Origin of the sequence: Pseudoalteromonas sp. P1-25, assembly GCF_001401805.1 — a bacterium.
Taxonomy (GTDB): Bacteria; Pseudomonadota; Gammaproteobacteria; order Enterobacterales; family Alteromonadaceae; genus Pseudoalteromonas.
Map to the genome: position 1 here is coordinate 35,676 of NZ_LKDW01000010.1, position 20,166 is coordinate 55,841.

The following is a 20,166-nucleotide window of genomic DNA, read 5'->3' on the forward strand; positions in this document are numbered from 1 at the left end:
ATCTACAAACACCTATTGTTACAAGCTTTTAATACAAACTTTTCAGTATTTACTGAATAAACAAACAATTTTTGTAGTTAAATTATACAAACCAGTGTTTTTCAAATAATTGCTGTGGAATATATAGAACACAAATAAAAAAGCCAACCTTAAGGTTGGCATTTTTTACATTACCGCGTTTATAAATCGTCGGTTACGGTTACAGAAAGTGTACTTTCTAAACCAGAAGGCGCTTCAGCAGTAACAGTTAAAATACCGCTAAACTGCTCGTTACCCCCATCTAAATCTTCTCGCGTAATACCAAAAGATAAACCAACAGGAACAATACTCGTGGTATTTGGGTAAGTATAGTTATCGGTGCCTGTTAAAATACCATTGTCTGTATCAATAGAAATAGTAGTTTCAGCTGGCATTGGGTTATTGTATATGTCTGCTATAAATACCGTAAGTCCTAAACTCGCTGTGCCAGATGCAGTTTGAGTTAAATCAATTGCATCAACCTGACACATTAACGCGCTAGTAGGGTCGTTTTGTACACGGCGTACAAGTGGGCTTGCAGGGTCGCTGTTTACACGCACCTCTGAAGCGGTTGCCCCTGCAATAGCAGAACAATCATCAGCGTATGTAACTAGTCTAAAGAATGCAGTATCTCCTGACATTACGATTTCTTGGTTTTGAAAAACGTTAACCATTTGACGGCTACAAATACCGGCAAGTTCGTCTTCTTCGCGACACAGCAAACCGTTATACAAACCATTTTCTGTAGTCCAGGTCCCATTTCCATCAAAATCAACAAACTCTTCAAACTCATCGCCCGTTGAATTATCACGTGAACATGGGTCTGTACCATCGTTACAGTCTTTGCCACCATAAGTGCCATCTTCATTATTATCGATAAAGGCTTCTGGAATATCGAATAAATCATCAAAGAAATCTTCACTGTCAAAGTAGCCGTTTCCATTTAAATCAGAGAACGTTTCTTCACCAATAGCATAAGCATGCACAGTAGCACGTCCACCCAGCGGTAAATCAACTGTTAAGTCATTATTTAAAATACCTAATGGGCAAGGTAAGCCGCCATCACACTTTTGAGCAATGGTATTTTCATACATCGAATCAGTAAACGGGCGTGGGTTGCTACTGGTCCACGTGACGCTACACACACCATTCGTGGTGGTACAGCTTGGTTCTATAACGCCCCCTTCTGTTATAAAGGTAACAGCTGTTCCATCTGGTACAGGGTTGTTAAAATGATCAGCAAGACGCGCGTTAACCGACACCGTATTACCATCAACATTTAATGCGTGAGGGTTAAAAATAGAACGAGAAAGCGAAAAGCTATTTTGATCGGCAATACCTGTACTTACTACAAGTATGTCTGAAGGTGCTGTTACGATAACCGTATCGCCATCAACCTCTTCTTCGCTAGATGCAATAACGCGTACAGGTGTAGCAATTGAACCAGATTGAACAGAAGTCGTTACTTCACCGCTGGCATTAGTAATTGCACTAGCAGTACCTAATGTTATACCACCTACTGCTGTAGACAACTCAAAGTTCACAGTTCTAGACGCTAAATCGTTGCCATTTGAATCAACAAGTTTAAATGTTACTTCAGAAATTTCAGTTCTGTCAGCGCCACCGGTTCCTTTTAATGCGATAACTGGTTCAGTAACTTCTACAAATTGTAAAAAGCCAATATTAGCAGGCGATACATTAATAGTCGTACTAGCAGACACCGTATCACCGCCTGTAATTACAGTCGCTGTAATTATATCGCCACCTACACAAGTAAGCGGACGGTATGTAGAGCGCGCAAAGCCGCCAATGCTGGTTACTGTCTCGTCTATAAGGGCTTGGCCAGAGCCAACACAACCAGATGAAAACTCAACAGTAAGTGGTGTTGTGTATAGCTCACCATCTTTTGAAATTTCAATTGAAATAAGTGCTGTTGCACCAGCAGCTAATAGCTCGTCCTCTGCAAGTGAACTGCTAATGGCAATTTCAACATCTACAGCAGCAATTTGAAATGCTTTAGTTAAAGCGCTATCAAGAACAGATACGGTAATTTCACCAGCACCTACATCTTGTCCTGGCACTATATCTAAAAGTGCAATACCGTTTGCATCAGTAATGGCTGTGCCCGTTGAAGGTGTAATTGAGCCAATTGTTGTGCTTGCTGTTACCAAAGTTTGTGAAAGTGGTGTTGTCGAATTTTCATTTGTGACTTGTACGTAAAGAATCGCGGTTGAATCACCAGAAATACTCGTCACAGTGTCACATTGGCTTGCATCTCTTTGTGATTTAAAGTCTGCAGGACAATTTTGTAAAATAGAAAAGCTAATATCGGCAGTACTTTGGTCTGGATTTACAGCATCCCCTTTTGTATAAAAACCCAGAGTTTGTTCAACGCCTTCGTACTGGGCTGTTATAACACCTGCCCCTTCAACAGTTCCCGACGTTAAATTAATTGATGCAACGCCGCTGCCATTTGTGAGTGCAGTACCAATACTTGGAATTAAGTTTCCTAATGTTGATGAGAAGTTTACAACCGCCCCTTCAACTTCAACGCCATCACCGTCTAATATAGTTGCTTTAACTACCGCACTGTCAGCGGCGCTGATTGTACTAATTTCTGATAAAGTCGTTGAAGAGGTAAGGCTCAAACCGATAGAAAAGTCTAGCGACTCACCTTGAATGGGTGCATCACCTTCGGTCGTAAACGTGTAACCGTCCGAGCTAAAAACTGTATTTTCATTATCGGTGTAAGTTGCGACAATTGAGCCAGCCCCCGCTTCAGTCCCCGCAAGTAAGCTAATTGTTGCAATGCCCTGTTCGTTCGTTAAAGCAGTGCCATTAGTAGGGTTTATACTACCTAAACCAGTAAGCACAAACTCAATTAATTCGTAAGGAGCTGGTTCATTATCAATTAATAGCTCAACTTGTGCAGTAGCAGGGTTTAAATAATCAACACTTCGCGTTACATCTCCAGATGAATCAACAAGTGAGACGCTCAATTGTGGATCTGTTGATTGAGCACCATCCGATTCAAATGCAAACGTGTCAGTATAACTTACACCATCTAGCGTATAGGTTGCGGTGACTTCACCAGCTCCTGCATTTTCACCAGCGGTAAGTTCTATTGACGCTATACCGTTTGACTGGGTCAAGGCTGTGCCTGTGATAGGGTTTAGTTCACCTATAGAGTCTGCAAGGGTAAAAGTAATACGCTCACCTGAAACTGCATCGCCATCTTCATCCTCTAAAGTTGCTCTAAGTTCTAAAGGAGCAGTGGCTGTGACAGTGTTTGACTCAGTGTCACTAGATTGGGTGTAACCCTTTAAAGTTACCGTATAAGTGGATGTTTCTGTTGTAGAATCGTCATCATCTCCGATGGTGCCGTCTTTTTCGATTGTTCCACCACCACCACAAGCGCAAAGCAAAATGCTAAATAGTGTAATGCTGAGTAGTCGCGTTAAAGGCATTGACCTCTCCCTAGCGTTGTTATTATTTACTAATAGTCGTTTACCTAATATTAACCTATAACTTAGTCTAATATCACAGTTTTTTATCACTTTTTTGTGTAAAAAATTCTGCAAAGGTTATTTTTTTCTGTAGTAAATATTTCCTTGCTGGTAGTCTATGGCAAATTTGAAAAAATAGATTAGGGAATATGTCTAAAATACGTTCAATGAGTTTAACTACCCGTATCATGATAGGTATGGCACTGGGTATTGCAGTAGGCTTTTTATTTCAGGCTATATTAGCTGGTGAAGACGATTATCTAATTCCTCTTGGGTTATTCTCTTTGCCAATTAAAGCTTTTTTTGTAGATGGTCTTTTCCATGTTGGCGGACAAATTTTTATTGCCAGTTTAAAAATGCTGGTTGTGCCGCTCGTATTCGTATCACTCGTGTGCGGTACGTGTAGCTTGAGCGATCCTAAAAAATTAGGGCGTTTAGGTGGTAAATCTATTGGCTTATATTTAGTAACAACCGCGGTGGCTATTACTGTCGCTATTTCGCTGGCGTTGTTATTTAACCCTGGCCAAGGCATTGCACTGCCATCAGATGCAAGCTTTAATGCCAAAGAAGCCCCTACACTGGCGCGCGTTATTATCGATATGTTCCCGACTAACCCATTTGAAGCTATGGCAAAAGGCAACATGCTACAAGTTATTGTGTTTGCACTTTTATTTGGTGTTTCAATGGCCCTAAGCGGTAAAGCTGGTAAACGTGTAGCCGCAGTATTTGAAGATTTAAACACGGTTATTTTAAAACTTGTCACGTTACTGATGAACATTGCGCCTTACGGCGTATTCTTTTTAATGGCTAAACTTTTCACGACTATCGAAATGGGATTAATACTCAGCTTAGCTAAATACTTCCTTGTGGTAGTGGCTGCGTTATTAATTCACGCATTCATTAATTACAGCGTTATTCTAAAAGTACTAACGGGCCTCAACCCACTTACTTTCTTAGCTAAAATGAAGCATGCGTGTTTATTTGGCTTTAGTACTTCAAGTTCAAGCGCGACGATGCCTATAACACTTGAAACTGCAACCAAAAAACTCGGTGCTAATAACTCAGTAGCATCTTTTACAATCCCGCTCGGCGCTACAATTAATATGGATGGCACAGCCATTATGCAAGGTGTAGCAACGGTATTTATTGCACAAGTGTTTGCTGTTGATTTAACGATTTCTGACTATTTAATGGTTATTCTAACCGCAACGCTTGCCTCGGTGGGCACCGCAGGTGTACCTGGTGTGGGTTTAATTATGCTTGCAATGGTACTTAATCAAGTGGGTTTACCTGTAGAGGGGATTGCAATTATTATTGGTGTTGACAGACTCCTCGATATGACGCGTACAGCCGTTAATATAACAGGTGACTGTATGGTAACATGTGTGGTTGCAAAATCAGAAGCTCAACTAGATGAAACAATATTTAACGACCCGAACGCAGCTAAAGACCTAGAAGATTATCACAAATCTACGGAGTAGTATTTTAGCTTAAAAAAACCCTTGCATAGCAAGGGTTTTTTATTATCTTTAATAACGGTTTATGGGTTCATTGCTTTAAAGCGAGACATTAAATTAACCCCTGCTCTATTTATAGAACTACTCAGCCCTATCGCTAATTTATCACTTAATCCTTTCTTAATTTTGTATTTTACTTTGTATATTTGACGCTCAGATTGTTGCTCTAATAATGCATCATCACTGGTTTTAATTACATCCACTAAGCCTTTTTCAATTGCTTGAGTTGCAAACCAATGCTCACCTGTTGCCACGTTATCAATATTAAGTGATGGGCGTTGGCTGCTTACAAACTCTTTAAATAGACCGTGTGTTTGCTCTATCTCATCACGAAACTTTTCGCGGGCTTTATCTGTGTTTTCGCCGAACAAAGTTAACGTGCGTTTAAATTCGCCTGCTGTAATTTGCTCAAACTCTACATCGTTTTTCTTTAAAATTTTATTAAAGTTAGGTATCTGTGCAATTACACCAATAGAGCCAACAATCGCAAAAGGAGCGGCTAATATTTCATCGGCTACACAGGCCATCATGTAACCGCCACTCGCTGCAACTTTATCGATAGAGACCGTAAGGTTAATACCTGCTGTTTTAAAGCGCTGTAATTGCGATGCAGCTAAACCATAGCCGTGCACCACACCGCCCCCGCTCACTAAGCGAACTAATACTTTATCTTTTTTTGGGTCAGCAATAGCAATAATTGCGGTCACCTCTTCGCGTAGGCTTTCAACTTCATGAGCGTCCATACTACCTATAAAATCAATAACATATAGGTGTGGTTTCGGCTCATCACTTGCCGCTTTTTTAGATTCGGCTTTTTGCGCTTTATGATGCGCTTTTAGCTCTTTTTTAGTTAACGTACTTTCTAAAAAACTGTGTTTTAAGTCATCTAACTGCTCAGATAAATCGTCTATTTCTATTGCCCCTTTTTTAGCTTTAGGTTTCACTGCTGAGCCAACAATGAGCGTTAAAATAATTGCAATGGCAATAACAAAGGTAACCGTTTTTGCAAAAAACAAACCGTATTCGTATAAAAATTCCAACTGGTCTCTCCATTTATAAATTTAAGCTAATTTATCATGCTTTATAACAAAAAAAAGCCACTAAACAGTGGCTTTTCAAGGTTAATAAGGTATTTGCTGATTAATCGGTCACCACCTCAGGGTTACTGACTAATAACATACGCCCGCGTGCGGCTAAATAAGTCGCTACTTGCAGCTGCATTTCAGCATTTGCGGCTGCACTGCCTTCAACAGTTGCCGCTTGGGCTTCATCTTGCGCTGGTGTTAAAATTGAACCATGGTGACCTTTTGTAAATTTCACCAAGTAGCTACCCGGCGTTTCACTGAGTGCTTGTGAAGTACTTACTGTTTCTAGCCCCATAAAGTTTGCTAAAGGAATCGTTCCTGAAATTGGGTTATTTGTTGCCGCTGGCGGAATAACCTGATCAGGTTTGTTATCTGCGCCATCGCCTACAACAACATTAGTGTACACAGGTGTACCTAATGCATTTACCGCTGCTGCGTAATTTGTTGGGTCACCACTATCAAGTGCGGTTTGCGCAGCAAAAGCAAATTCAGTCATTACCGCTTGGATGTTAGCAAGTTTCGTAGTTTCCCCAGCCGTAGTAAGTGAGGTTACATACGCTTGGTAGCCACACGTTAAAAACGCTTCCATATCAGGTAATAATGTACCACAGTTTGAAATAGCATCCGCTTGTAAAAATTCGTTAAACTCTTGAGATTCTGCTGTACCTGCTTGCGATAACACAGAGCCTTGAATAAATGGCCCAAACGCAGCCGACTCAAGTAAAAAGCTTGCTATACCGCCGCCGCCACTTGCAAGTGCTACAGTGTTTACCTTAAATAACGGGTCAACTGTATCTGCAAGCGGGCTATTAGCTTGCGCTATAAATGCAGGTGCAACAATAGAGCCTAAAGAATGTCCTACATAGGTTACATCTTGCGCATTAATTGTTTCATCATTAATAAAGTTTAAACCTAAGCGTAAGCCTAATAAATCGGCAGATGATTGACGTAAGCTATCACGAGCGACTAACAATGAATTTAAGTTCATGTAACTAAGTACTGAACCCGTTGTAGCATTAAAGTCATCTGTGCCATCAGCATCCACGTCTACACCGCGCTCACCATGGCGAGGATGGTCAATCGCAGCGGTAGCAAAACCTTGAATTGAAAGTTGCGCTGTCAATGCCAACATGCTTTCTTTATCTGTTGTTATACCGTGTTGCATGATCACAACAGGCCAACCCGTTTCAGGCATTTCAATAGGGTCAAGGCCCTGTGAATCACGAATAAAATTAATAACTGGCAAAATTGGTTTAGTTATTTGCACTGGTACATTCGCCATACTTTGTACTTTTGGTATTGAGTTATACTTAGTTAAATGGCGCGTAGAGTCTAAACCTAAATCACGTAATTGCCCGTTACTCAAAGCCGCACAAAGTGCGTCGTTTTCGCTAATTGGATCTGCAGGGAATGCTTCGCCCGCTGCCGCTTTGTAACCTAAAATAGCCACCGCGTTGTCACACATACCTTGCCAATATGTATCGTTTAAATCGCTTATTTCAGTGCCGGTGGGTGTGCCTAAGTACATAGGTAACATTACGCTACCTTTTAAATATTGAACACCAGAAAACGCATCAGATACGCTCACACCCGCACTGGCAAAAACTTGCTGTACATTAACCATAGCTTGTTCAGGTACACTTACCATTGGAGTTGGTAATGCGTCATTTTGTAAGCTAGCCGCAAGTAGGTTTTTAATTGTACCTAACACTGGGCCTGCTGACTGAATGGTCATTGCTGCAGAAAATATAATGTCATCTTTAGTGATGTCACCCGAGCTCACTACTACATTTTCATAGCTATTTACTGCGGTTTGAAGACCTAGCTGTGCATCTGTAATTAATGGGGCTTCTTCACTGACTAAAGCATAAGTAGAAGATGGTTGAATAGAGCGCCCTTGAGAATCTTTCAAACCTGTGGTTAATACATTTATGTATGAACTACCCGGTGTGAATGGCTTTAAGGGTACAACAGCCACAGCGTCGCCAGAGGCTTGGGTAATAAAGTCTACGCCATAGGTTAATTCGCCAACCAGTTTACACGCTGTACCAGCTGCAACCGTTGCACAGTCTGGATCGGTTAAGCTTGCGCCCATTACCACTTCAAAAATTCTTACTGTACCAGGCGATGCTGCAGAGGTTTCATCTAGCGATACGCCAGTAGGGAAAGTTAAATCAATTTTGTAAGGTACCTGTGATGACCAGCCATCCAGCGCGCCTAGGGCTAGCTGTGGGTCTGCATAAGCAGTACGAGGTACTGAAACATTATCGTCATCTAACTCCCCAGGAATATTAATTGTGCCATCTTGTGTGCCGCTCATTAATAAATCGTTAGGAACAGATAGAACCCCATTAGCAGGGTCAAAAGTCACCGTGGCATTTGGAATTACGGTTGCAGTGTCGTTTTTAACATCTTCTAATGTTTCTCCGCCGCCACAACCTGCCAAGGCAGCTGTAACCGAGAGTGAGAGTAGCATTTTTTTCATATTTTTAGCTCCGCACATATCTTTATTTTTATAGTGTGTTCGTTCAAAGTAAGTGTGTTTAATCAGTGTAGTAAAGTTAAAACAATGTAATCAGTTTATTAATGAGACATTAGACCAGTTAAACTTAACGTAAAGTTTATAATTCCGCCACCTAAATTTTCAATAAATTCGATTACTTGACGATTTGCTATGTTAAAATCAAAAAAATTTTATAAATTGGTATTTATATGCAAACTTATCAAGCAACTCCAAATGCACTTCAAAATAAAGTAATTTTAATTACAGGTGCCGGCGATGGTATTGGCCGTGTAGCAGCAATTACCTACGCAAAGTATGGCGCCACAGTTATTTTACTTGGTAAAACAACAAATAAACTCGAATGCGTTTACGATGAGATTGTTAATGCTGGTTACCCTCAGCCTGCTATTGTGCCAATGGACTTAAAAGGCGCGACAAAACAAAACTACCGCGATTTAGCAGCCACAATTGAAAGCCAATTTGGTAAATTAGATGGCTTACTCAATAATGCGGGTATTTTAGGATCGCTTGGACCACTTGAGCACTTTTGCTCTTCTACGTTTGAAAACATCATGAAAGTGAATGTGACAGCGCAAGCTATGATCACTAAAGCACTATTCCCTGTACTGCGTAAATCAGATAATGCTTCTATCGTTTTCACCTCATCAAGCGTAGGCCGTAAAGGCCGTGAATTTTGGGGCCCTTATGCAATTTCTAAGTTTGCAGTGGAAGGTATGATGCAAACGTGGGCCTGTGAAGTAGGCAAAACGAATATCCGCGTTAATTGTATCAACCCTGGCGCTACACGTACTTCTATGCGTGCTGCCGCCTATCCAGGGGAAGATCGCGATAAACTTGCAACCCCAGAAGATTTAATGCCAACGTATCTATATTTAATGAGTGATGACTCAAGTGATGTAAACGGTGAATCTCTCGATGCACAACCAAAAAGGTAAAATGCATTTTTAATTATAAAAAAAGCCGCAAAAACTGCGGCTTTTTTGTTAGTAATCTATTTTAAAAGCGATATTACTTACGTTTAGTTTGCTTAACGCGCTGGTTATGTTTTTTAACAGCTTTGCGAATTTGGTTAATTTTAGCACGCTTATCTTTGCGTTTTTCAGGCATTACTGACAGTTTAGTTTGTGTTTCACGGCCTAATTTAACGGTTTTACGCAAATAATTTACGGTTTCTAAATCAAGTTCAGCCCAGCCACCTTGAGGTAGGCGCTTATCAAGCTCTAACTTTCCGTAACGAATACGAATAAGGCGAGACACTTCTACATCCTGCGATTGCCATAAACGACGAACCTCGCGGTTACGCCCTTCGTTTAGCGTTACATTGTACCAACGGTTAATGCCTTCACCGCCCAGTGAGTTAACCGTTAAAAATTTAGCCGGACCATCTTCAAGCTCTACGCCACGTGTTAGGTTTTTAATGGTTTCATTGGTTACTTCACCAAATACACGGGCTGAATATTCACGTTCAACTTCATAACTTGGGTGCATTAAGCGGTTCGCTAACTCACCATCGTTGGTAAATAACATTAAACCAGCCGTGTTAATATCTAGTCGCCCAACAGCAATCCAACGCTCACCGTCTATGCGTGGTAAACGGTCAAAAACAGTACGACGTCCTTCCGGGTCTTTACGTGTACTTAACTCCCCTTCTGGCTTGTTGTACATAATTACACGACAAATGCGGTCAGCTTTCTCTTCAATTTTAACTGTGTGGCCATCAACACGTATTAAGTCTGTTTCCTCAACACGGTCACCTAATTTAGCCACTTTACCATTAACACTGACGCGGTTTGCATCAATGTATTTTTCCATTTCACGTCGTGAGCCTACCCCTGCACGGGCTAGGACTTTTTGTAACTTTTCACCTTGAATACTCATTCAGATGGTTCTCTCACAGAAGGATCACTTAATAACTGGTTTATTTTACTTTCCTGTTGCGCAGGCAATGCAGGGAGCTCATCCAAACCGGTTAAAGAAAAATAATCTAAAAATAATTTTGTTGTAGCATAAAGCGCTGGCTTACCAGGAACTTCTTTATGCCCTACTACTTTAACCCACTCTCGCTCAAGGAGGGTTTTAATAATTGCTGATCCGGTTGTTACACCTCTTACTTGCTCTATTTCACCCCGCGTTATTGGCTGCCTGTAAGCAATTAACGACAAAGTCTCTAATAGTGCACGAGAATATTTAGGTGCCCGTTCTTGCCATAAATTACTAAGCCAAGGGCTTAAACTACTACAGGCTTGAAAGCGATAACCACTGCCTACTTCAACGAGCTTAATACCACGCGTTTGGTAGTGAGTATGTATAGCCTCAATTGCAGTGTTAATTCGTGACATAGAAATAGCTAAATCAGCAAGTACTGTATCTTTTAAGAGGCGTTTGCTAACAGGTTTGTCTGCGACAAATATTGCCGCTTCAATGATCTCAATTAATTGTTCATCACTAACTCGACGACCTGCCATACTGACCTGCTTTGCCCTTTAAAATACGTAGCTATCTATTATGACAGAACATCGCAAAAGGGGGAAAATATATCTGCTTTTAAACCTAATTAAATGCATAAAAAAAAGCCAGCAATTTATGCTGGCTCTTGTATATAGTATGTTTAGCTAATATTAGCTGTTTTTATAATGCTTAAGTGCATCATCTTCAGCCACTGCTTTACCGTATTTGCTAATATAACCTTTAAACTCACCTTTGCTGATGCGTTTATCGTTATTGTTATCCATGTAACCAAAATGGTTTGAAATATCATCATCGTCAGCTTCTTCTACTGAGATATAACCATTTCTATCGTTATCTAGACTTCTAAAATCATTTTCGATTTTATCAAATTTAGCAATTTTAGCTTTAAAAGCCGATTCACTTACTTCGCTGTCTGTTGCTACCTTACCGGTGTTTAACTGCATGTAAGTGTTAAATTCTTTACGGCTGATTTCGTTATCCATATTGGTATCAATATTTGAAAAGTGACCCCAAATGTTATCGTCATCTGCTTCTACTTTTGAAATATAGCCATCACTGTCGTTATCTAGACTTGCAAAATCGCTGTCGATTTTTTCAAGGCCTTGGTTAGAGGCACATGCGGCTAAACTTAATGAAGCTAAAATTGTTGTTGCGAGTGTTAACTTTTTCATAAGACGTATCCTTGTAGTTAGTAAATGTCACTTTAACTAATACAAGTCCAGTGCCAAAGTGCACAAGTCACAAAAAATCAATAAGTTACGTAAGGTTAGTGCATTTTATATACATTAATCAATTACTTAGCTTTGCAATGATTGCTGCCTACCTTGTAATTTTTGCAAAAAAATACCCAGTAAAAACTGGGCATTATTTTAATCTACATGTTGCTGCGCAATTAGATTGCTGCGTTTTGATAACGCTTTACAAATTCAGTAACTTTTTGACCGTTACACTTTAACGAGTTTAAGTTACCAATTTTTTGGCGAACAGGCGTAAGACCTTTCTTTAACGCAGTGATACATAGCTGTGTTTCTTGTTGTGCATCTTTTGCAAACACTTCTACTTTTGATTTAGCAGCTTGGTTAGACGTTACTTTTTTTGCAATGTCGCGGATATCTTGGCCATTACATAAAACACTTTTAGAAAAACGCGATAAGTATACACCGTGTTGTGCTGCTTCTTTACGCGCTGCGCTAAAGCCTTCATTTGCACTTAATACACATAATTTAGATTCAAGTTTATTATCTTGGCTAAAGTAAGTGTTGCTTTTTGCTGATACAGACGCAGAGGCTAATAAAGCAGTAGCTAAAAGTAATTGTGTTTTCATGAGAGAGATCCTATTTGAACGACTAAACAAGTAATTTTTGCGCATTATATATTCAATAATCTCGAGATCAATTGAATTTTTTATTTATTTAAATAATTAATAAAGCATTTACAATGTTTAAACTTTACACACCAATTGATCAACATTTGCGCAGCTATTTTCTCATTTCGATCATGTTATGTAGGCTTATTTACTGATACAATTTAGTTATAAAAACAGAGTCTAACTAAAGGTAAATTTTATGAAGGTTATTTCTTTCAATATCAATGGTCTGCGAGCACGCTTACACCAGTTACAAGCAATTATAGATAAACACCAGCCAGACATTATTGGTTTGCAAGAAATAAAAGTTCATGATGAGGCGTTCCCTCTTGAGGACGTACAAAAAATGGGTTACCACGTTTATTTTCATGGTCAAAAGGCACACTATGGTGTGGCAATGTTATGCAAAAATGAGCCTAAATCGGTCTTAAAAGGGTTTGCTACCGACACCGAAGAAGCACAAAAGCGTATGATAAGTGTAACAGTTGAACAAGAAAATGGCCGCGACCTAACGGTAATGAATGGTTATTTCCCGCAAGGCGATAATATAAATCATGAAACAAAATTCCCTTATAAGCGTCAGTTTTACAAAGACTTAATGACCCATCTAGATACAAACCACACGCCAGGTGAAGACGTTATTGTTATGGGCGATATCAATATTTCCCCCACTGACTTAGATATTGGTATTGGTGAAGTGAATGCTAAACGCTGGCTTAAAACAGGTAAGTGCTCATTTCAACCAGAAGAGCGCGAATGGCTTGCAAAATTATTAGATTGGGGTTTTAAAGATACCTTCAGAGAGCAAAACCCTGAAACAAACGACAAATACTCATGGTTTGATTATCGCTCTAAAGGATTTTTAGACAATCGGGGTCTTCGCATTGATGTTGTGCTTGCTACCCACGCTCTTGCCGAGCGCTGTATTGATACCGGTATAGATTACGAATTACGCGGTATAGAAAAGCCTTCTGACCATGCGCCTATTTGGTCAACCTTTAACTAATTGATATGTTATCGCTTGAAATACAAGGGCTACTTTGGGCCCTTGTAATCATTGTTACCTTTATAAGTGTAGAAAAAACTACCTATAAAGCACTTTATATTACCCCAGCGCGGCAGATAGGGGTATTGGCTTGCGCATTAGTATTTGCAATGTTATGGCAAATTAAAGCGGGGATTTTAAGTGGTCTTGATTTACACATTTTAGGTGTGACTGCAGTAACGCTTATATTAGGGTGGCGCCTTACTATTTTAAGTAGCCTGCTTGCCAGTGCTTTATTAGCGGCTTTTACAAACGTTGATCTTAATCTTTTGCCCATGCAAATACTGTTTGGCGCATTTATTCCTACATTATTAAGCTACCTTGGCTTTATAATAAGTTATCAGTATTTACCACGTCATTTTTTTGTTTATATTTTTGTGTGCTCTTTTATGTTAGCAGGCTTTATTGCATGCCTAAAAATAAGCTTAGGGGCTTTATTTTATTTACTTATAGGGCAATATAATTGGCAAGAATTGGCGGATAATTACGTATACCTAAGTGCTATCATTTGGTTTCCTGAGGCAATGCTTAACGGTATGGCCATTACGCTTTTGATCACTTATCGACCACACTGGGTTAAAACTTTTTATGATAAGGATTACTTAGACTCATGAGTCTGCAATACTATTGCCCTTTATGTAACCACGCACTTTTAAAACATAATTCATCACTTCGATGTGACAATAATCACACCTTCGACTTTGCAAAAGAAGGGTATGTAAATTTGCTACCCGTGCAGCACAAAAACTCTAAACAACCGGGTGATTCACTCGAAATGGTACAAGCTAGACGTGCTTTTTTAGAACGCGGCTTTTATGCATTCTTACAGAACGCATTAAGTAATATAATTAGTGAGCGCAAACCAAAAGTACTTATAGATCTTGGGTGTGGCGAAGGATTTTATACTCATGCCATTGCCGATAAAGTAGAGGCGCAGGTTTACGGTGTCGATATTTCTAAATCAGCCGTAAAATATGCAGCAAAGCGCTACTCGCAGTGTCATTTTAGTGTTGCATCCATTAGCCAAGCCCCCTTTAAATCAGGCACTGCTGACGTATTGCTGAGTGTTTTTGCGCCTTTATTTGATCAAGAGCTGGCCCGTTTAGCAGCGCCTAATGGCATATTAGTAGTTGCAAGCCCTGGGCCATGGCATTTGAAAGAGCTTAAAGAATATATATATGCAGATGTAGCACAACACACAGAAATTGACACGCCGAGCGGCTTTACAAAAGCTGATCAAAAGCTCATTACAGAGCAGGTTACGCTTAATTTTTCAGATATTAAAAATTTAATAATGATGACACCGTTTGCGTGGAAGTTTAGGCCAGAGCACTGGAGCGCACTAGAGGAAAAAGGTGAGCATACTGTCACCTTATCATTTTACATAACTCAATTTACTAAAACTGATCTTTAGTAAACGCTTTATCCATTTTATCAAACATGTCTTTTAGCAAGTGAGCAAGCTCCATATAACGGGGCTTGTTTTCGCTTAATTGAGCCTGATATCCGTTTGCAACCATTTTAGAATACAACTCGTTGTACCATTTTTGCATACTTGGTTCTAACTCTGTTTGAGAGCGCTTTCCTAGCCAAAAAAGACCTTGTAAAGGAAGTGATAAGAAAAACAAAGCACTGGCAATCGCTTGCGGTAAAAAATCAGGACCTAAATAATTTAGCTGAAAAAAGAGTGTAAGCATAGCTAATATCGGCATAACAGTAATTGCAAGCTCAGTAGCTTTAATCACTTTAAATTCGTTAAACAACGGTGCTAACTCTTTACGCATAGGCCATTTTTTTGCATATTCTCTACCCGCTTGTAACTGTGACATCACACTTTTTTGCATCATGACTCCTCACATCTAAACTTTTAACCCGTAGCGCCAGCTTGCCACTGATTATAAGTGTAACACAAATAAACAGCTTCACACTTTAGCATTAAAAGTTATTGTTTTTGTATATATAAGCAACTAAACACTAAACTAAATTTACTAACTGGGTTAAAATAGTCACCTTAAAAATTAGACTTTAGTCGCTTTTTTATTACCTTTATAGTGGCTAAGTTTACCTTTAATTTTCATCTTAAGTGTATTGTTTATAGCTTAATATACACTTACCAAATTTATTGTTTATGGAAACTGCCTCTATGCCAACTACGCCCTCAAAGTCACAACACGTTTTAGTATTAAACTGTGGTAGCTCGAGTTTAAAATTTGCCATTATTGATGCTGATAACGGAAATGAAATTATTTCGGGCTTAGCTGAACGCCTAGGTTCAGAAAATCCATCTATAAAATATAAATACCAAGGTAATAAAACCGTTATTACCTTAGCTGCTAATCAAGCGCATGGCGAAGCAATTAATACGTTGGTAAGCTTAATAAAAGATCACCATTTAGATGAGCATTTAATTGCCGTAGGCCATCGTGTTGTTCACGGTGGTGAGCACTTTACTCAATCTGCATTAGTGGATGAAAAAGTCATTGCAGGTATTTCAGATGCTTCAAGCCTTGCCCCTTTACATGGTCATGCAAACTTACTGGGAATTTCATCAGCGCAAGCGTCGTTTGCTGGCTTGCCACAGGTTGCTGTTTTTGACACTGCGTTTCATCAAACAATGGATAAAGTGGCCTACTTATATGCACTTCCTTATAAACTTTATACAGAACACGGTGTTCGCCGTTACGGTATGCACGGTACAAGCCACTATTATGTAGCTGGACAAACCGCAAAATTAATCAATAAACCTGTTGAGAAAAGTAACTTTATTAGTGCGCATTTAGGTAATGGTTGTTCTGTGTGTGCAATTAAAGGCGGTAAGAGTCTAGATACGAGCATGGGCTTAACGCCGCTTGCTGGGTTAGTTATGGGCACCCGCAGTGGTGATATCGACCCAGGTTTGTTTAACTTTTTAACGACACAGCTTAATTACGATGCAAAACAAATCGACAACTTACTTAATAAAGAAAGTGGTTTGTTAGGTATTAGTGAACTGTCTAACGACTGCAGAACCATTGAAGAAGCCGCTTTAGCAGGCCATGAACAAGCCGCCCTTGCACTTGATATTTTTTGCTACCGCCTTGCGAAACAGATTGCCGCCTACATGGTGCCATTACAGCAATTAGATGCGCTTATTTTTACCGGCGGTATAGGGGAAAACTCAGATATTATTCGTGAAAAAGTGATCGCACAATTGGCGTTTTTAGGCTTAGATTGCGATAAACAAGCCAATTTAGATGCACGCTTTGGTAATGAAGGCATTATCAGCTCTGAAAAGGCAGCAACGAAAGCCGTTGTAATGCCAACTAATGAAGAATGGGTGATTGCCCTTGATGCCGCTAACATTGTGAAGGAGCTTTAATTATGGCACGTCGTATTATGTTAATTCCGGTTTCTACTGGTGTTGGGTTAACATCTGTTTCTGTCGGGTTAGTGCGTGCGCTTGAGCAAAAAACCGTAAAAGTGAACTTTTTCAAGCCAATAGCCCAGCCTCGCACAGGTGAAACAGGCCCTGAAAAGTCGACTCAAATTATAATGCAAGGCTCATCAATTACCCCGCCCACCCCTTTTGCATTAAGCTATGCTGAGCAAATGATTGGTGATGGTAAAGGCGATGATTTACTTGAAGAAATAGTTGAGCGCTTTGAAAGTAAAATTAATGATGACGAAGTCGCTATTATTGAAGGTATGGTGCCTACTCGCCGTCAACCTTATGCAGGGCGTGTAAACCGCGAAATAGCCCAAACACTCGGTGCCGATATTGTATTTGTATTAACACCAGGTAATTATAACATTACGCAAATTGAAGACCGTTTAGAAATTGCTGCTGGGTATTATGGTGGGATTGATCACCCTCGCGTTTTAGGCTGTATTTTTAATAAAGTGAACGCCCCGCTTGATGAAGAAGGCCGCGCCCGCGCTGACTTGGTCGATTCATACAAAGCAGAAGAGCTCGATAACGAATTAAACCGTTTAGCATCTTTACCTATTTTCAGAAAAAACCCGTTTATGCTGTTAGGCGCCATCCCATGGGATTTTGATTTAGTCGCGCCGCGCGTTAAAGACTTAAGTGCCTATTTAAAAGCCACCATTATTAACGAAGGCGACATGCTACACCGTCGCCTGCGTCGCATTACGTTTTGTGCGCGTACCGTATCAAACATTTTAAACCACTTTACACCGGGTGCTTTATTAGTAACCCCGGGCGATCGCTCCGACATACTTGTCGCTGCGTGTTTATCGGCTATGAACGGCACTAAAATTGGTGCAATTTTACTTACCGGTGGTTTTGAACCAGAGCCGCGGATCATGGCGCTGTGTGAACAAGCCATGCAAACAGGCTTGCCTATATTAGCCACAGAGGCCGATACTTGGCGTACCTCATTACTGCTACATAATTTTAATATGGAAGTACCAAGCGATGATGACCAACGTATTGAAAAAGTAAAAGATCACAACGCAGAATATATCGATTCTGATTGGCTTGATACGCTTGCAAAAAATGTTGGCAAAACACGTAAACTCTCTCCGCCTGCGTTTCGTTATTTACTGACTGATAAAGCCCGTAAAGCGGCTAAAACGGTGGTACTTCCTGAAGGAAATGAGCCACGTACTATTAAAGCCGCCGCTATTTGTGGACAACGTGGTATCGCAAAAACCGTATTACTTGGCGACCGCGATGAAATAATGCGTATTGCCGAGCAACAAGGTATTGAGCTTAATGAGCATATAAGTATTATTGAGCCAAAATCGGTGATCAACGACTACGTTGCACCTATGGTCGAGATCCGTAAAGGCAAAGGCTTAACAGAAGTTGTAGCACAAGAGCAATTACAAGATAATGTTGTCCTTGGCACTATGATGCTTGAGCAAGGTAAAGTTGACGGCTTAGTATCTGGCGCGGTTAACACAACAGCCAATACAATTCGTCCACCGTTACAGCTGATTAAAACCGCACCAGGGTCATCACTTGTATCGTCTGTGTTTTTTATGCTGCTTCCTGACCAAGTACTGGTATACGGCGACTGTGCAATTAACCCCGACCCTAATGCGGAACAATTAGCAGATATCGCTATTCAGTCAGCCGACTCTGCAGCCGCGTTTGGCATAGAGCCACGTGTTGCCATGATAAGCTACAGTACAGGTACATCAGGCTCTGGCGCCGATGTAGAAAAAGTGCGTGAAGCCACGCAAATTGCTCAACAAAAACGTCCAGATTTAATTATTGATGGACCACTACAATACGATGCTGCAATTATGGAAAATGTTGCGCTTAAAAAGGCACCAAATAGTCCAGTAGCCGGTAAAGCTACGGTATTTATATTCCCCGATTTAAATACCGGTAACACCACCTATAAAGCCGTACAGCGTAGTGCCGATTTGATCAGCATAGGGCCAATGCTACAAGGTATGCGAAAGCCCGTGAATGATTTAAGTCGTGGCGCCCTAGTCGATGATATAGTGTACACCATCGCACTTACGGCTATTCAAGCAGCACAAGTTGAAGCGCTCGACAACGCGTAAATCACACTAGTGCTTTTTATAGCCTAGCTAGTATTTACTTATTAATTAGTTAGTTAGGCTATTTATACCTGCCAATTCCCATACTTATCCACAGAAATTGTGGGTAAGTTTTAAATCCTTATTATCCACAGCTACACAGTCTTAATTTTAGTAACTGTTACACCTTTAATTTAAAGCCAATAATCTATACTATTAACTGACACTATAAGCTGTATGCAGGTTATTAATGTCAAAACAAACATTACAATTACACAGCACGCTGTTGTCAATTCATAGTTTAGAAGTGGATGCTGACATTCCTGTAGCGCTATTAAAGTTACCCCTATTTTTTATTTCAAAAACCCACGATGAACTTTCTATTGTTTGCCCTAGTCACTTCGCTATTGACTGTTTAGACACAGAGCCCGATTGGCAAGCACTTGAAGTCGTTGGCCCGTTAGGGTTTTCTTTAACAGGCATTATGGCCAATATATCAGGCGTACTTGCAAAGGCTAATATTTCTATTTTTTCTATCTCAACCTACGATACAGATTATATTTTGGTAAAAAAACACACCGCGCAGCAAGCCATCACTGCACTTAAAAACGATGGCTACAATTTAGTAGTAGATCAATAAATGAGAGCGGCCTCTATCGCGTTTTTAGCGCAAAATAAGCTCCCTGCCAGCGCTTTAAAAATCACGAGCCCCTTTAGCGGCAAAGTCATTGATTTAAACCAACACCCTGAGCCTTTTTTTAGGTTCTCAATCCTTGGGCCAACCGTATTGGTTGAGTTAAGTAGCCATAAAATTTTAGCCCCCTTTGATGGCACTTTAATTCAGGTCAAAAATGCAGGGGGTGAATTTATTCTCCAAGCAAAAAATGGCTTAAAGGTGCTTATTAATTTGTCACTACCCACGCAGCAACCTATAACCCATACACATATTGCACAGCTCAATGGCAGCAAAATAAGCAAAGGACAGCGCTTAGCTTACTTTGACTTACGGGAGCTTAAATCGCCCTTACTGGCCAGCTTAGTGCTTTTAAATGGCCATAACTTAGGCACGTTTCATTATTCGCACACGCAAGTAAATGCGGGTGTAGACCCCCTTTTAACTATTATTAAGAAGAATTAAAC

At 40.2% G+C, this 20,166-nt stretch carries 17 protein-coding genes; 9 read left to right on the forward strand and 8 right to left on the reverse strand.

The features are described 5' to 3' along the window. Positions 1-179 precede the first annotated feature (179 nt). Positions 180-3,485 (reverse strand): Ig-like domain-containing protein, encoded by a 3,306-nt coding sequence (locus tag AN393_RS08350; protein ID WP_055017814.1) that lies wholly within the window; start codon positions 3,483-3,485, stop codon positions 180-182. Positions 3,486-3,673: 188 nt separating this feature from the next. Between AN393_RS08350 and AN393_RS08355 the strand changes: the two genes are divergently transcribed. After that, a complete protein-coding gene (locus AN393_RS08355; RefSeq protein WP_055017815.1) occupies positions 3,674-5,005 on the forward strand; it encodes a dicarboxylate/amino acid:cation symporter in 1,332 nt (443 codons plus the stop codon). Between the two features lie 59 nt (positions 5,006-5,064). Here AN393_RS08355 and sohB read toward each other — a convergent pair whose 3' ends face one another. Next, positions 5,065-6,081, reverse strand: coding sequence for a protease SohB (gene sohB, locus AN393_RS08360; RefSeq protein WP_055017816.1), 1,017 nt, complete (start codon positions 6,079-6,081; stop codon positions 5,065-5,067). Positions 6,082-6,181: 100 nt separating this feature from the next. Further along, on the reverse strand, positions 6,182-8,611 hold the full coding sequence (locus tag AN393_RS08365; protein WP_055017817.1) for a VolA/Pla-1 family phospholipase: 2,430 nt from the start codon (positions 8,609-8,611) through the stop codon (positions 6,182-6,184). Positions 8,612-8,838: 227 nt separating this feature from the next. On the opposite strand from AN393_RS08365, the gene AN393_RS08370 reads away from it, so the two are divergent. Beyond that, entirely contained in the window at positions 8,839-9,585 is a 747-nt protein-coding gene (locus tag AN393_RS08370; RefSeq protein ID WP_055015002.1) for a YciK family oxidoreductase, read from the forward strand. Between the two features lie 73 nt (positions 9,586-9,658). Here the strand turns inward: AN393_RS08370 and rluB are convergent, their stop codons facing one another. The 4 genes from rluB to AN393_RS08390 form a co-directional block, all read right to left on the reverse strand. Further along, positions 9,659-10,528, reverse strand: a complete 870-nt coding sequence (rluB, locus tag AN393_RS08375) for a 23S rRNA pseudouridine(2605) synthase RluB (protein WP_055017818.1) — start codon at positions 10,526-10,528, stop codon at positions 9,659-9,661. Further along, complete coding sequence (scpB, locus tag AN393_RS08380) at positions 10,525-11,115, reverse strand: SMC-Scp complex subunit ScpB (protein ID WP_055015004.1); 591 nt, start codon at positions 11,113-11,115, stop codon at positions 10,525-10,527. The genes rluB and scpB overlap by 4 nt, the downstream gene beginning before the upstream one ends. 153 nt (positions 11,116-11,268) lie before the next feature. Continuing rightward, positions 11,269-11,790, reverse strand: a complete 522-nt coding sequence (locus AN393_RS08385; RefSeq protein WP_055015005.1) for an EF-hand domain-containing protein — start codon at positions 11,788-11,790, stop codon at positions 11,269-11,271. 221 nt (positions 11,791-12,011) lie between these two features. After that, on the reverse strand, positions 12,012-12,443 hold the full coding sequence (locus AN393_RS08390; protein WP_055015006.1) for a hypothetical protein: 432 nt from the start codon (positions 12,441-12,443) through the stop codon (positions 12,012-12,014). Between the two features lie 241 nt (positions 12,444-12,684). Between AN393_RS08390 and xthA the strand changes: the two genes are divergently transcribed. From xthA to AN393_RS08405, 3 genes are read left to right on the forward strand one after another with little or no spacing between them, the layout of a single operon-like run. Further along, complete coding sequence (gene xthA / locus AN393_RS08395) at positions 12,685-13,491, forward strand: exodeoxyribonuclease III (protein ID WP_055015007.1); 807 nt, start codon at positions 12,685-12,687, stop codon at positions 13,489-13,491. Positions 13,492-13,496: 5 nt separating this feature from the next. Next, positions 13,497-14,144, forward strand: a complete 648-nt coding sequence (locus AN393_RS08400; protein WP_055017819.1) for an energy-coupling factor ABC transporter permease — start codon at positions 13,497-13,499, stop codon at positions 14,142-14,144. Beyond that, entirely contained in the window at positions 14,141-14,944 is an 804-nt protein-coding gene (locus AN393_RS08405; RefSeq protein WP_055017820.1) for a putative RNA methyltransferase, read from the forward strand. The genes AN393_RS08400 and AN393_RS08405 overlap by 4 nt, the downstream gene beginning before the upstream one ends. On the opposite strand, the gene yfbV is transcribed toward AN393_RS08405, so the two are convergent. Beyond that, a complete protein-coding gene (gene yfbV / locus AN393_RS08410; RefSeq protein ID WP_055015010.1) occupies positions 14,928-15,374 on the reverse strand; it encodes a terminus macrodomain insulation protein YfbV in 447 nt (148 codons plus the stop codon). The two genes, AN393_RS08405 and yfbV, sit on opposite strands and share 17 nt — an antisense overlap. Before the next feature lie 299 nt (positions 15,375-15,673). Between yfbV and AN393_RS08415 the strand changes: the two genes are divergently transcribed. From AN393_RS08415 to AN393_RS08430, 4 genes are all read left to right on the forward strand, one after another. After that, positions 15,674-16,888, forward strand: coding sequence for an acetate kinase (locus tag AN393_RS08415; RefSeq protein ID WP_055017821.1), 1,215 nt, complete (start codon positions 15,674-15,676; stop codon positions 16,886-16,888). A 2-nt stretch (positions 16,889-16,890) separates the two neighbouring features. After that, positions 16,891-19,050, forward strand: a complete 2,160-nt coding sequence (pta, locus tag AN393_RS08420) for a phosphate acetyltransferase (RefSeq protein ID WP_055017822.1) — start codon at positions 16,891-16,893, stop codon at positions 19,048-19,050. Between the two features lie 226 nt (positions 19,051-19,276). Then, positions 19,277-19,666 carry an ACT domain-containing protein gene (locus AN393_RS08425; RefSeq protein WP_055015012.1) on the forward strand — a complete coding sequence of 130 codons (390 nt, stop codon included), beginning with the start codon at positions 19,277-19,279 and terminating at the stop codon, positions 19,664-19,666. After that, complete coding sequence (locus tag AN393_RS08430; RefSeq protein ID WP_055015013.1) at positions 19,667-20,164, forward strand: PTS glucose transporter subunit IIA; 498 nt, start codon at positions 19,667-19,669, stop codon at positions 20,162-20,164. Positions 20,165-20,166 lie beyond the last annotated feature (2 nt).

Excerpts from the sequence above, each read along its gene's own strand:
- AN393_RS08350 (WP_055017814.1), bottom strand. The coding sequence starts at position 3,485 with ATGCCTTTAACGCGACTACTCAGCATTACACTATTTAGCATTTTGCTT.
- AN393_RS08355 (WP_055017815.1), top strand. The coding sequence starts at position 3,674 with ATGTCTAAAATACGTTCAATGAGTTTAACTACCCGTATCATGATAGGT.
- AN393_RS08365 (WP_055017817.1), bottom strand. The coding sequence starts at position 8,611 with ATGAAAAAAATGCTACTCTCACTCTCGGTTACAGCTGCCTTGGCAGGT.
- AN393_RS08370 (WP_055015002.1), top strand. The coding sequence starts at position 8,839 with ATGCAAACTTATCAAGCAACTCCAAATGCACTTCAAAATAAAGTAATT.
- rluB (WP_055017818.1), bottom strand. The coding sequence starts at position 10,528 with ATGAGTATTCAAGGTGAAAAGTTACAAAAAGTCCTAGCCCGTGCAGGG.
- scpB (WP_055015004.1), bottom strand. The coding sequence starts at position 11,115 with ATGGCAGGTCGTCGAGTTAGTGATGAACAATTAATTGAGATCATTGAA.
- AN393_RS08385 (WP_055015005.1), bottom strand. The coding sequence starts at position 11,790 with ATGAAAAAGTTAACACTCGCAACAACAATTTTAGCTTCATTAAGTTTA.
- AN393_RS08390 (WP_055015006.1), bottom strand. The coding sequence starts at position 12,443 with ATGAAAACACAATTACTTTTAGCTACTGCTTTATTAGCCTCTGCGTCT.
- xthA (WP_055015007.1), top strand. The coding sequence starts at position 12,685 with ATGAAGGTTATTTCTTTCAATATCAATGGTCTGCGAGCACGCTTACAC.
- AN393_RS08400 (WP_055017819.1), top strand. The coding sequence starts at position 13,497 with ATGTTATCGCTTGAAATACAAGGGCTACTTTGGGCCCTTGTAATCATT.
- AN393_RS08405 (WP_055017820.1), top strand. The coding sequence starts at position 14,141 with ATGAGTCTGCAATACTATTGCCCTTTATGTAACCACGCACTTTTAAAA.
- yfbV (WP_055015010.1), bottom strand. The coding sequence starts at position 15,374 with ATGCAAAAAAGTGTGATGTCACAGTTACAAGCGGGTAGAGAATATGCA.
- AN393_RS08415 (WP_055017821.1), top strand. The coding sequence starts at position 15,674 with ATGCCAACTACGCCCTCAAAGTCACAACACGTTTTAGTATTAAACTGT.
- pta (WP_055017822.1), top strand. The coding sequence starts at position 16,891 with ATGGCACGTCGTATTATGTTAATTCCGGTTTCTACTGGTGTTGGGTTA.
- AN393_RS08425 (WP_055015012.1), top strand. The coding sequence starts at position 19,277 with ATGTCAAAACAAACATTACAATTACACAGCACGCTGTTGTCAATTCAT.
- AN393_RS08430 (WP_055015013.1), top strand. The coding sequence starts at position 19,667 with ATGAGAGCGGCCTCTATCGCGTTTTTAGCGCAAAATAAGCTCCCTGCC.